This is a genomic window from Photobacterium chitinilyticum, from assembly GCF_004104355.1.
Lineage (GTDB): Bacteria > Pseudomonadota > Gammaproteobacteria > Enterobacterales > Vibrionaceae > Photobacterium > Photobacterium chitinilyticum.
This window is the reverse complement of record NZ_RJLM01000009.1, coordinates 127079-139472: the sequence shown is the minus strand read 5'-3', so window position 1 is coordinate 139472 and position 12394 is coordinate 127079. Positions and strand designations below refer to the sequence as shown.

Sequence of the window (12394 nt, the reverse complement as noted above, 5' to 3'; positions counted from 1 at the left end):
TTACTGCTCTCGGACGAGAACCTGTTGCAGCCCAAAGGCGTGTTGTGGTGTTTTGTTGGCCGAACCTAGCTTCATCCTGAAACCAGATATCAACACTCTCAAGCCTTATGTGGCCAGGGATCTTAAGGATCGTTTCAATTTTGAATTTAGGTTGCTAGGTTTAATTGGGAGCCTTCATTTTTTTCAACAATGAAGTGCTTTGCTAGTAATTCAAGGAGGCTTTCTCTATAGGGTTCATGGTTTTTATTTCCTAGCAAACTCGCTATTTCTTGGCCTACCGGCGATAAACGGTAATAGGTTAAGGTAACCCTTTTCTTGGTTGGTATAAGTAGATAACGCGAGTCTTGATACCCAAATGCGAGGGGGGATTCTATGTTGATTTCGCCAGACTCCAGTTCGCTGCGGAGTAACAACCCTAGCTCCATCAGCACCAATAAATTAGAGTAAGGTAACTGATAACTCCCCAAAGCTAGCTTATCGCTTGATGGGGGGCGAAATAACGAGAGAGCACCATGCCGGACTTTTATGCTGGTAAGGAGTTTTTTACTCTCATCGTTACCAAAATGGCAGGTTAACATGCAGGCTCGGTGAAAGGTTTGAGCTTCCTTTTGGGTCATTTTTTTCAGCGTATCTAGTGCTTTTAAGGAAGTAGATCCAGGAATAATGATTTCTTGTTTAAGTACCCGGCTCCAGAGCTTTTGCATTGATGCTCCGCGAATATGCTTTGCGATGGAGATGAAATGATAAAGCCAATCGGGATCTGGCTCCCCAGCTCTTTCATCACTACAGCTGTCATAAGCTAACTTGAATATACGTTCTAGATTTTCTTGTTCATGCTGAGTTTCTTTTTGCTGTCTATATTCAGTTCTTTCTGCGATATCTTTGTCTGAATCACTAGAGACGAGATGGCTTACAGCGTAATAGCTGGCGAGTTCTTTAGTTCGGGCCTGACTGCTTCGTGTGAAGTTAATGTTTTCTTCTTTTTTCACTGTAGGCACTGTTGGGGTCTTAGTGTCTGTTTTTGTGTCCTTGTCTGTATTGTTCATCGCGAGCTCAAAGTTGGAAAGTCTGATTATAGTTTTACCAGTTGAACGTATATTTTGGCAATACGCGTGACTTTTGTGTTAATGAGTGGTTAAATTTGTTGCGTGTTTAACGTTTATGGTACGAGTGATGAAGGAGGTACTGATGAATAGGTCTGGTAAACGACTAACTGATGTGCTGCTGGTATTAGGCTATGCCACGATACTGACTTACCTTGCAATGCATGTTTAAAGTAGTAAGCAAAATAAGCCAGTGAATTTAATGGCGAGATGAGTTGCGGATATTACATATCATCGTACTCTTCTAACGCTGTGCCTTCTAATAGGTAGCCGGCTTCTGCCATATCATGGCTGATATGCTGAGTTTGCAAAGTGCCAACCACATAGACAACATCCCACAACTGTTGTATTGGTGCCCCTTTTTTAAATTTTACATAAATGATTTGGTTGGGAGGCGGTGGTGGAACATGAATACAGGCTCCAAAATAAGGGACAAGTAAAAACTCAGTGATAGCCTTGTCATCCCCTTCCAATGGAATAACAAAACCAGGTATCTTCACTTTGCTTCCATTCAGCTCATTACGTACCTTTCCGATCATAGATTGTTTAGCTGCCTCACTTTCGTGGTTGAGCACTGGCATACTGTTGCTGTTGAATAGCTGCCGTTCTTGTTCAGGTACTAGATCAATCCAATCGAGAGTGAGGACATCGCTGGCGTGACTCATTAAGGGGAACCAGCAACATAGTGTAATTAACCATTTCTTCATTTTATATCCTTTAAACTTTTATTGTCATGCCGTCTGCAAGTGAGTGTTGGTAAGCTCGTAGGGCTGGGAGAATACCAACAGTGATGCCTGCTAGCTGAACAATCCCAAGCAAGAGCAGTTCATAAGAAGTTGGCCCAGTAATCTCGATAAATAGCCCAAACTGCTGTTGGATGAATGGCTGTGCGATAGTCATAAGGCTATAAAGCAATAGTGTGCCAAGTGCAACTCCCAACGCTGTTAATACCGTTGCTTCACTTACTAAAAGGAAGAAAATATGGCTTGGGCGTGCCCCCATCGCTCTTAAGATAGCCATTTCGCGACGTCTTTCATTCAAACTGGTTAGTAGGCTCGTCAGCATTCCTAGAAGACCGGCGATGACAACGAATCCCGATACGACGAGAAGGGCCTGTTCTGCAATTGACATCATCCCCCAAAGCTCATGGAGAGCAATACCTGGCATGATGGCACTCAGCGGTTCTTTAGTGTACGTGTTGATATAACGCTGCAATGCAAATGTTTGTATTTTGGAGTTGAGGCCAAGCATGAAGGCGGTGATTTGCTTTGGCTCGAACTGATGATTTACCAGTGCTAGTGCGTCAGGTGTATTACCTAATTTTGCTCCGGATTCCCAGCCAATATGGATGGCCTCGATTGCGCCTAAAGAGACATGGACGCTGCGATCTACCGGTGTTCCTGTTGGCTTAAGTATTCCGACAACTTTGAATGGTAAATTATCATGACGGTTAAATGATTTATCACTAATGCCGTGGGCGATAATGATTTCGTCATTAAGTTGATAATTCAGCTTATTAGCAACTTCTGCTCCTAGGACGGTTTCGAATAGCCCGGTGAATTGTCGGCCTTCGGCAAAACTGAGGGTCTGTTTTCGACCATATTGATAATGAGAAAAGTAGGATTGGTTGGTGCCGATAACTCGGTATCCTTGATGTGAGTCACCAAGAGATATTGGAATTGACCATTTTACCGAGCGGTGTTGGCTGATTTCCTGATAGCTCTTCCAATCAATATTGTTGGTGGCATTACCGATTCGAAATACGGAATACAGGAGTAGGTTTACTTGGCCAGAACGAGATCCAACAATTAAATCAGTACCTGAAATTGTATTGGCAAAACTGGATTTGGCTTGAGTACGTACTCTTTCAACCCCAAGCAGGAGGGTGACGGAAATGGCGACTGTCAGCAGGGTGAGAAATGCAGTTGTTTTGCGGTTGGTCAGGCTTTGCCATGCTAGTCGAAGTATTGCGCCCATTAGCTGACCCCTTTTGCTGCTTGATTTAAATCGTTGAGTGCAATGCTGCGGTCAAATAATGATTCTAGTGTTTCGTCATGGCTAACAAAAAGTAAGGTTGTATCTGCTTTATCGCACTCAGCCATGAGTAATTGGATGAATGCTTCTCGGTTGTCATGATCTAGTGCGGAGGTTGGTTCGTCTGCGATTAATAACTCCGGCTGGCCTATGAGGGCTCTTGCAGCCGCGACACGTTGTTGTTGACCGATACTCAGCTCATTGATTGGTCGTTCTTGGCATTCTTGAGGTAAGTGGAGTTGGCTTAATAGGCGTTTAGCCTCTGAATCCATGGTTCCTGATAGGCGGTTTTTTCGTTGACGAGAAAAGCGACACGGTATCAATACATTATCGATCACAGATAGATAAGGAAGCAGGTTGAACATTTGGAAAATATAGCCAATGTGGTTTGCTCTAAATTGATCCCTGCGTGTTGCTTTTAACTGGCTAAAAGATTGCTGCAGGAGGCTAATTTCGCCAGTGGTCGGTTGTGATATCCCTGCGAGTAAACTTAATAAGCTAGACTTGCCACTCCCGCTGGGGCCTTTCAGAAAGACTTTTTCACCTTTCTTTATCGTCAAGGATGGAATATCGAGGAGATTCTCCGTCTGCTTTGGCCAGCGGAATGTTATGTCGGTGAGTTCAATAACGTTCATAGTTTTCCCTGAAATGGGGGGAAGTCCCCCATCGTGAATGGATTATCGCATTAAGCCAAAGATTAGAATTTAAATACCGTATCGGTCGGCGTTAGCTGTGCAGTGCTTTGGTTCGATTCTGTAATCGCCTGGACGGTGATTGTTTCTGTGGTCGGGAAATGGCGGAACCAGTTAACCTGCAGGGAGGTTAGTTGTTCAATGTTCTCGCAGCGGAAAACATACTGAGCAGAAAAATCACCGTGGCCTGCATGGCTGTCATGGTCATGCTCGTCGTGATCGTGTTCCGCATGGCTGTCATGGTCATGCTCGTCGTGATCGTGTTCCGCATGGCTGTCATGGTCATGCTCGTCGTGATCGTGTTCCGCATGGCTGTCATGGTCATGCTCATCATGATCGTGTCCTGCATGACTTTCATGGCCTTCATCAGCCGTCAATGTTTCGGTGACATGGACGTCGGCCAGTAGGCAGTTTGATGCCGAGGAGAAAGCAATGAGTTCTCCGGCATTGTTAAGCTGTGCAATCGCGCCTTCTAGTTGCAGTTGTTGTTGCTTGTTGCTTGGAGCATGTTCAAAACCAACAACATCCGCACCCGGGGCTGTGATCTCCATCAGTAAGTCTTTGCCGTCTTGGGCAATGTTGAATTCAACGACACCGTGTACATGAGCGTCGTGCTGGCGAAAAGCGTCTTCTGCTGATGCAGTGGTAGACATTGTCAGTGTGCTTAACATTAGTGCACACGATGAGAAACGGTAAGGGAAAGTCATGATAACTCCGGTCTAAAAATAATAGTGAATATATGAATTTTTTAGTATCAGGCTGTTATCGGTGGTGATCTGGCTAATGGAGGCGAGGGGAGGCTATAGCCTTTTAGAACGATTGCTTTGCGACTATGTTGTGCAGGCATTTGAGCCTGCAAGGAATCGAATTCAATAACCGTGGTTGTATCGTGCACTAAGTGACAGATACTGCATTTCTGCACATGATGATGGCTGCTGTCTATTTCAAATTTATGCAATACCTTTAACGGTCCAATCACGCAGATTAAACCGATACAGAGTATTGCACAGAGGTGTAACCACCGAGAGTTGAAACGGAACACTATAGAAACAAAAGCCATCACCAAATCATAAGTGTAATAATATAACATTACTTTTTGCTGTTGGTCATGGCTTTGTTGTTAACGAGAGGGGATTAGTTGGAGTTCGTTACAAATTATTTTTAACTAAGCCAAGTGCTTGCTCGACTTCCGAAGGATTGAGCTTTCCTTCTTTGACAAACAATACTTTGCTTTCCTGGTCCAAAACGATGATTGCCGAGTTTTCTTCTTGAAGCTCCCAGGTTGCATGTACATTGCCTTCGGCATCAAGCACCATGGAAGACCATGAAAACTCACGTTTACTGTCTTCTGCCGATGATGCGACAAAACCGCCGGTTCCCCAGATCGCATCATCTTGGTTGATGATAGTTGTTGTTTGATATTTATCTGAAGGTAAGCTTGCAGCGGTTATTGCCTGCATGAGTTCAGCATTCATTTCTTTCGCGGAGCTGCGTCCCGCGATTGCCTGAATAACCCTGACTTTGCCTGGTAACTGCGAGCTACTCCAGTTCTGATAGGCGATATCATCTCCCTGTATGGTGATTTCACCTTTGTCTGATACTGTCGCTGCGGGGATTGTTTCACCAACCTGGATAGTATGGGCAGATGCAAGGCCTGGTAATAATGCAGCAAGTAAAGCAATCATTGGCTTCTTATTCATTGTATTTATTCCATTTATTGTTAGACGCTCCATTATCTTAGAACAGCTTAAAATAACTGGTAAAACCAGTAGGGAATAGTCGATCTGAATCACTAAATATTCGATATTCTACCGGGCGTATAGGTGCGATCCTCGAATAATTAGGGCATAGCTTTCTATGCACTTGCGATAATTCTGTTCTACAGTGGTTACTTGGCTTGATGCAACTTTCAGGGATATGCCACTAAGTATGGCAAGCAAGTTGCTTTAATTTAGACGGAAGATTGAAACATTATTGATATGGCGGGGTCTATTGCTTTATCAGTGTTGCGAGGGATATATGCTAAGAGTTTTCAAACATTATCGTCCAAATCAGGTTGCACGCTACGTAAAGAGTTACTTTCGTGGTCGGATATTTATTATGGGGGTCGGCGGATTTGAATTTGATTGTGGCCGCTTACTGCCGCCAAAAAAACAGGACTTAAAAGCGCTGAATGTGCTTTCTGAGGTAAATAGAGAAATCCAGTTACTGGCCGCTGAAGCGGTATAGCCAGAGTCAGGTTCAAACTCTAGCTATGAGACTGTGAGACTATGGGCTCATTGGGGAGGCAGGCAAACGCCTGTTCCACCTAAACCGCAATATCCGCCGGGATTTTTAGCGAGATATTGCTGATGGTAATCTTCTGCAAAATAGTAGTTGCCGACTGGCTCGATCTCAGTGGTGATGACATGTGGAATTTTTTGTTGCTTCAAGGCTTCTTGGTAGTGTCCCCTGCTCTGTAGTGCCTGCTCGAGTTGAGACTGGGTAGTCGTATAAATAACTGAGCGGTATTGCGTACCCACGTCATTGCCTTGTTGCATCCCTTGGGTTGGGTTATGGCTTTCCCAAAATCGGCAGAGCAGTTGTTGTAGCGCTATCTGGGCTGGAGCAAAGAGAACACGGACAACTTCGGTATGACCGGTTTTTCCTGTGCAGACCTCTTCATAGGTTGGGTTTGGTGTAAATCCGCCGCTATACCCTACAGAGGTGCTGTAGACCCCATCAAGTTGCCAGAATAACCTCTCGGCTCCCCAGAAGCAGCCCATACCTACGATAATTTCCTCTACCTCCTGTGGCTTATTATCATTAATCGGAGTGCCATTGACTGCATGTGGTTGAGAGGGAAGAATCGGTGTCGCTCTGCCAATGAGTGCTGCTTCCGGTGATACCATGATTTGTTTCTTTTCTGACATTGTTATTTCCTTTTACATTGTCTTTACAGAGAAAGTAGAGGAATCTTGGCAGACAATCAATATAGATTGATTTACACCTATTTAATGTTGGCACTTATGGCCGCCCTTTGTCAGAATTATTACTGCGCGCGACAAACAAAAAGAAAGCTTTTATTAGTGAAGCCAAATAATAATGAATAAAAACGTTAAGCGGTTTAGCCTTACCGCAATTGCTGTTGTTGCTTCTGTTCCGGTTTTTGCAGATACAACACTGGCCATTAAGGGGTTGAAAGGAAGCCTGGAGAATAATGTTGAGGCCTATGTCTCAGCCATTCCTGAAGATGATTACAGCATTTCTATACGCTTTCGCGAACAGTTGGAAGGCGAGATCAAAGATGCCCTGAAAGCGTTGGGGCGTTATCAGCCTACATTTTCCTATCAAGTTGAGAAGGATGGAAAAGACACTGAATTGATCGTAACTGTGAATGCCGGACCGAAAACAACAATAGCAAGAAGTGACATCCGCATTACAGGAATGGCGGAGGCCGATCCGGATTTCCTTGCCTTGATCAGGAAAAGCGGACTCGGGTTTGGCAAAACGTTGAACCATGGAAAGTATGAATCGTTTAAGTCTTCTTTGGGTAGTATGGCACTGCGAAAAGGCTATTTTGATGCAGAACTAAAGAAAAGTGTATTGGAAGTTGCGCCAACCCGTAACGAAGCTTTTATTACTATCGAGTTTGCGGCTGGACAACGTTATAACTTTGGTAAAACGCTGTTTACTGGTAGCCAAATTGAAGAAGACAGATTGCAGTCTTTGATCCCCTATGACGAAGGGGATCCTTATCTTGCTTCTACCCTTGGTGAATTTAATCAGCGATTATCAAATGTCGGCTGGTTTTCATCGATATTTGTCGGAGGTGATGTGGCGAACCTCACTGATAGTAGCGTACCGGTTAAAGTCGCTCTGGAGCCCCAGGTCAGAAACCAAATTGAAACCGGTATTGGCTATTCAACCGACGTCGGGATGCGCCTGAAGTTCAACTGGCGAAAACCCTGGATTAACAGCGCCGGCCACAGCCTTAATGTAAAGACCGAGATCTCAAAGGTGCAACCCAAGATTGAGGCAACCTATAAAATCCCTCTTGATGATGTCTTAAATGATTACTACCAGGTCATTGGTGGTATTCGATATGTGGATAACCATGACACGGTCAGTACTGAATATAACCTTGGTCTTGAACGGCACTGGCGTCTTGAATCTGGCTGGAAGCGGGTTGCCTCTGTGCGTCTGCTTTATGAAGATTACAAGCAGGGGGCTGATGAGAGCGGCGTACTAGCTATGGTACTTCCGGGGATTAGCTATGACAAAACCCGGTTACGTGGCGGTGCTATGCCAACATGGGGAGACAAACAGCTGATCTCGATTGAGTATTCCGACCCTGCCTTTGGTTCAGATACTCGATTGGCGAGATTTAGGGGACGAAGTGCCTGGATCCGCAGTTCCGGTAAGGACCATCGAGGCCTGTTGCGGGTTGATGGTGGTGCGGTTATTGCTGATCGGATAGAAGATGTGCCGCCATCACTGCGTTTCTTTGTCGGTGGCGACAATAGTCTTCGCGGCTATAGTTACGAGTCGATTGCGCCGAAAGACAGCAAGGGCGCACTGCGTGGTGGTACCTACATGCTGACCTCGACTCTTGAGTATCAGTATCGTGTATACGGTGACTGGTGGGGAGCCGTCTTTTATGATTATGGTTCCGCCTGGATTGATACCCCGGATTGGTACCGAGGAGTGGGCACCGGTGTGCGATGGGCATCGCCGGTCGGGCCTATTCGTCTTGATTTTGCATGGGGGCTGGATAAGAGCAGCGATAAGTTCCAGCTCCATTTTGTTCTGGGGCCTGAAATATGATCTGGGTGAAACGTATTACGTTAGGGCTGCTGGCTCTGCTATTGGTATTAGTCATCGCTGTCGCATCACTATTGTATACCCCTGCGGGCGTTAAAGTGGCCGTATGGGGGGCTCAAAAGGTTTTGCCTGCATTATCTATTGTTAACAGCTCTGGTAGCTTGCTGAAAGGCTTTACGCTTGGTCAGGTGAGTTACAAAGACCCTTATCTTGATTTGGCTGCCGATAATCTGACGTTGGTTATCGATGACAGCTGCCTGCTCACTCCTGCTGTTTGCGTGACAGAGCTAGGAGTCTCGGGCGTTCGTTTTGCAATGCCGGAGCTGCCCCCGTCACAGTCAGAAGTTGAAGACCTGGATACTGACTCTCAGCCAGTGACTGAAATTGTGATGCCGTTGCCTATTCGGGTAGATCGTGTAGCGCTTGATGATATTGCGTTGAATATTCTGGGCAATAAGGTTGTTTGGCAGCATTTCTCAACGGCAGCGGAAATCACTGGAAGTCATTTGATCCTGAAGCCGACTGAGTGGCGGGATATCGGGCTAACACTGGCTCCTGCTTCCGGTGATGACGGCGCCACAAGCAAAGCAGAAGCCGAACCAGTACGCGAGCCTGTGGTATTGCCAGAGGTCGTGCTGCCTTTATCCATTGATATTCAGCGTTTCACCGTGAAAGACTTTATTCTGAACGGTGAGACTCCCCAGCGAGTGAATGTGCTGGATATTACCGCATCGACGCGGGGCAGTGATATTTCGCTAAGCAAGGTAATTGTGGATGTACCGCAGGCCAAGCTGGATGCAAGTGCCGATATCTCATTATCCGACGACTACCCGCTACAGCTGGAAGCGGCTATTGATATTGCCATGGCTCCGCTCCAGAACCATAAGCTCAAGCTACAAGCTGGTGGCACGCTGGCCGAGCTCTCGCTTGATGCCAGCCTTAAAGGCACGCTGGATGCGCTGTTGACAGGTAAGCTGTCTCCACTAGATCCGCTGCTGCCTTTTGATCTCAGCCTCTCAAGCCAGCATATTCAATGGCCTATCGACAAAAAGGCTGAGTTTGAAGTCACTGATACCGCTATGACGGCAGCAGGGAATTTGAATGGGTTTAAGTTCAAGGCTAAAACCAAGGTCGACGGAGACCCTATGCCTGCCGTCGCCGCTGACTTAACAGGGCAAGGAGATCTTACTCAGGTCAGTCTGGACACGTTGGTTGTTGACACGCTTGGTGGAACAATTTCCGGAAATGCCAAGGCTAATTGGAAAGAATCAGTTAGTTGGCAGGGCAAGTTAGATTTTAGCCATATTCAGCCTGGCTTGGAATGGCCGGACGCCAAGGGGGATCTCAGCGGTAGGCTACGTACTTCAGGCGGCCTGACCAAGCAAGGTGGTTGGTTTGTAGAGCTGCCCGAGTTATTCGTCGATGGCGTGGTATTAGAGCAGCCGTTCTCGCTGGACGGCCAGCTAGACGCCAACGATAAAGCAGGTAAAGGGGACGTTCAACTGGTAACAGATCGCTTAAGATTAAAGCATGGTCCAAACGGGTTAACGGCCAAAGGTTCCTTGAGCAAAGAATGGGCGATGTCTGCACAGGTTGATGCGCCTAATTTGGCTCAGTCACTACCGGGGTTGCGAGGTCGAGTTAAAGGAGCCGTCGAGCTGTCGGGCAAGATAGCCGAGCCGGATATTGATCTTCAGCTAGATGGTGAAGCGCTTGGTTGGCAGGATCAGGTAAGCCTGCAGCGTTTTGTGCTACAAGGGCGGGTAACACCGATGCCAGTATTAAAGGCAGACGTTCGGCTGACGGCTGCTGAAGGGGAATTTGATTCGTTCAAGCTTGCTGAGTTGGCGTTGATTTTCAAGGGGACTGAAGCCCAGCATAGCCTTACACTTAATGTTGATGCTGAGCCGGTGAGTGCCGACGTCAGTCTGTCGGGGCAGCTAGATCGTAAAGTGGGTTGGAAAGGCGTGTTACAACAAGGTGAGTTTGATACGGAAATAGGCCCATGGCGGCTCAGCAGCTCGACGACGCTGGGTTATAACTTCAAAACTCAGTTAGTAAATGTTGCTGCCCATTGCTGGCAGCAGGAAGCATCCTCATTATGCCTAACCGAAGCGTTGGAAGCCGGAACATCGGGCCATGCTAAGGTTGCTATCAACAATTTTGGTTTTGAGCGTATTGCACCGTATATCCCTGATGCCGTGACGTTGAAAGGTGAAGTTGATGCCAATATGGAAGCAACCTGGGCTCCGGAAGCATCTCCTTATGTCAAGGCGCAGATTCGGTTGCCTGCAGGCTCAGTTTCTCAGCAAGATGATCCAGAAGCTCCGGCGCTGACGGTCGGCTGGGAAAAAGTGACGGTTAACGCCGAAATGAAGCAGGATATCCTGAATGCAGACTGGCTGGTTGCACTAACAGACAACGGTGACATCTCTGGCCGAGCAAGGGTGACTCAGCTGACAGGAGAGCAACAGCTGGAGGCAAAACTTAATATTGATCGCTTAATGTTGGGTTTTCTGGCGCCCTTGATTAAGGGCTATGAGCAGTTTGACGGCCAGATTGATGCCAATCTGGCAGTTGCCGGCCCGGTGATGCATCCTGCGGTGAATGGCGTGTTTAAGCTGACAAAACTAGAAGCTATCGGGCGTAAGGTTCCACTTGATGTCGAGAAGGGGGACATTACCGCGACGTTTAACGGTTACAATGCGACGTTGCACGGCGACATCATCACGCCTGATGGCAAGTTGCTGTTACGAGGCAGCGGTGACTGGCAAGACTTGGCGAATTGGAAGTCAGAGCTACAGGTCAATGCCCGCGATCTTGAAGTCAGTATGCCGCCAATGCTGGCACTGAAAGTCTCGCCGGATCTTATCATCAAAGCGGCACCTCAATATGCTGAGATCACTGGCAATGTGGCCATTCCGTGGGGACGGATCACTATTGATCAGCTACCGGAGTCGGCAGTGTCAGTTTCTGATGATGAAGTTCTATTAACCGGAGACTTGCAACCTATAGAAGCAGAGCCGGTAATACCGTTTGAGATAAAAACCAATATCTCGGTCAATATTGGCAAGAACGTAAAACTGTCAGCATTCGGACTGGAATCTAGGCTGGTTGGCGAGCTGAATGTGCGCCAGAAGGATAAGGGGCCGCTCGTGTATGGTGAAGTGAATCTCCGAGATGGTACCTATCGTTCGTTTGCCCAGGAGCTGGTGATCCGCAAGGGACAGATCCTGTTTAATGGCCCGGCTGATCAACCCTATCTTGCTATCGAGGCAATCCGAGACCCTAATAATGTTGAGGATGATGTGATTGCCGGGATCAGGGTCAGTGGCCCTGCCGATGAGCCGACCGTGGAAATATTCTCTGATCCGGCTATGCCACAGCAAAATGCGCTGTCTTACCTGCTGCGTGGTAAAAACCTTGATACCGAGTCTGGCGGTGGTGGCAGTGGTGATGCGATGACGACAGCGCTGATCAGTATGGGGCTTGCCAAGAGTGGCCAACTAGTCGGTAATGTGGGAGAAGCCTTTGGTGTTCAAGACTTGGCATTGGATACAACCGGTTCCGGTGATGACTCTCAGGTGACGATTAGCGGCTATATAGCTCCAGGTCTGCAGGTAAAATACGGTGTCGGAATTTTTAATTCAATTCCAGAATTTACAGTCAGATACCGATTATTGACTGATTTGTATGTTGAAGCTGTTTCTGGCCTCGATAGTGCTGTCGATTTACTGTACCAATTTGAGTTTAACTAAAGGG

10 protein-coding genes and 1 pseudogene are annotated in these 12394 nt (G+C 46.9%); 3 read left to right on the top strand and 8 right to left on the bottom strand.

Going from position 1 to position 12394, the window contains the following annotated elements; genetic code table 11:
• The 7 genes and pseudogenes from EDI28_RS19095 to EDI28_RS19065 all read right to left on the bottom strand — a co-directional run.
• Positions 1-145, bottom strand: a pseudogene (locus tag EDI28_RS19095) (IS630 family transposase); the annotation flags it as partial.
• Between the two features lies 1 nt (position 146).
• Positions 147-1046 carry a TIGR03899 family protein gene (locus EDI28_RS19090; RefSeq protein ID WP_128785483.1) on the bottom strand — a complete coding sequence of 300 codons (900 nt, stop codon included), beginning with the start codon at positions 1044-1046 and terminating at the stop codon, positions 147-149.
• A gap of 281 nt (positions 1047-1327) precedes the next feature.
• Positions 1328-1810, bottom strand: a complete 483-nt coding sequence (locus EDI28_RS19085) for a DUF3299 domain-containing protein (RefSeq protein ID WP_128785482.1) — start codon at positions 1808-1810, stop codon at positions 1328-1330.
• A 10-nt stretch (positions 1811-1820) separates the two neighbouring features.
• Positions 1821-3080 (bottom strand): ABC transporter permease, encoded by a 1260-nt coding sequence (locus EDI28_RS19080; protein ID WP_128785481.1) that lies wholly within the window; start codon positions 3078-3080, stop codon positions 1821-1823.
• The gene (locus EDI28_RS19075) at positions 3080-3772 is read right to left on the bottom strand and encodes an ATP-binding cassette domain-containing protein (protein ID WP_128785480.1); all 693 of its coding nucleotides are present in this window, start codon (positions 3770-3772) and stop codon (positions 3080-3082) included. The genes EDI28_RS19080 and EDI28_RS19075 overlap by 1 nt, the downstream gene beginning before the upstream one ends.
• Before the next feature lie 62 nt (positions 3773-3834).
• Positions 3835-4500 (bottom strand): zinc uptake protein ZrgA, encoded by a 666-nt coding sequence (gene zrgA / locus EDI28_RS19070; RefSeq protein ID WP_438942809.1) that lies wholly within the window; start codon positions 4498-4500, stop codon positions 3835-3837.
• A 477-nt stretch (positions 4501-4977) separates the two neighbouring features.
• The gene (locus EDI28_RS19065) at positions 4978-5529 is read right to left on the bottom strand and encodes a YtfJ family protein (RefSeq protein ID WP_128785478.1); all 552 of its coding nucleotides are present in this window, start codon (positions 5527-5529) and stop codon (positions 4978-4980) included.
• Between the two features lie 319 nt (positions 5530-5848).
• On the opposite strand from EDI28_RS19065, the gene EDI28_RS19060 reads away from it, so the two are divergent.
• Positions 5849-6058 (top strand): DUF1107 domain-containing protein, encoded by a 210-nt coding sequence (locus EDI28_RS19060; RefSeq protein WP_128785477.1) that lies wholly within the window; start codon positions 5849-5851, stop codon positions 6056-6058.
• 47 nt (positions 6059-6105) lie between these two features.
• Here the strand turns inward: EDI28_RS19060 and msrA are convergent, their stop codons facing one another.
• Positions 6106-6741, bottom strand: a complete 636-nt coding sequence (msrA, locus tag EDI28_RS19055) for a peptide-methionine (S)-S-oxide reductase MsrA (protein ID WP_128785476.1) — start codon at positions 6739-6741, stop codon at positions 6106-6108.
• A gap of 172 nt (positions 6742-6913) precedes the next feature.
• On the opposite strand from msrA, the gene tamA reads away from it, so the two are divergent.
• Together tamA and tamB are read left to right on the top strand one after the other, a co-directional pair.
• On the top strand, positions 6914-8635 hold the full coding sequence (gene tamA, locus EDI28_RS19050; RefSeq protein ID WP_128785475.1) for an autotransporter assembly complex protein TamA: 1722 nt from the start codon (positions 6914-6916) through the stop codon (positions 8633-8635).
• Positions 8632-12390 (top strand): autotransporter assembly complex protein TamB, encoded by a 3759-nt coding sequence (gene tamB, locus EDI28_RS19045; RefSeq protein WP_128785474.1) that lies wholly within the window; start codon positions 8632-8634, stop codon positions 12388-12390. Before tamA ends, tamB begins: the two co-directional genes overlap by 4 nt.
• Positions 12391-12394 lie beyond the last annotated feature (4 nt).

Coding starts and splice junctions, on each gene's coding strand:
- tamB (WP_128785474.1), top strand. CDS start 8,632: ATGATCTGGGTGAAACGTATTACGTTAGGGCTGCTGGCTCTGCTATTG.
- EDI28_RS19075 (WP_128785480.1), bottom strand. CDS start 3,772: ATGAACGTTATTGAACTCACCGACATAACATTCCGCTGGCCAAAGCAG.
- EDI28_RS19080 (WP_128785481.1), bottom strand. CDS start 3,080: ATGGGCGCAATACTTCGACTAGCATGGCAAAGCCTGACCAACCGCAAA.
- EDI28_RS19065 (WP_128785478.1), bottom strand. CDS start 5,529: ATGAATAAGAAGCCAATGATTGCTTTACTTGCTGCATTATTACCAGGC.
- EDI28_RS19060 (WP_128785477.1), top strand. CDS start 5,849: ATGCTAAGAGTTTTCAAACATTATCGTCCAAATCAGGTTGCACGCTAC.
- zrgA (WP_438942809.1), bottom strand. CDS start 4,500: ATGTTAAGCACACTGACAATGTCTACCACTGCATCAGCAGAAGACGCT.
- tamA (WP_128785475.1), top strand. CDS start 6,914: ATGAATAAAAACGTTAAGCGGTTTAGCCTTACCGCAATTGCTGTTGTT.
- EDI28_RS19090 (WP_128785483.1), bottom strand. CDS start 1,046: ATGAACAATACAGACAAGGACACAAAAACAGACACTAAGACCCCAACA.
- EDI28_RS19085 (WP_128785482.1), bottom strand. CDS start 1,810: ATGAAGAAATGGTTAATTACACTATGTTGCTGGTTCCCCTTAATGAGT.
- msrA (WP_128785476.1), bottom strand. CDS start 6,741: ATGTCAGAAAAGAAACAAATCATGGTATCACCGGAAGCAGCACTCATT.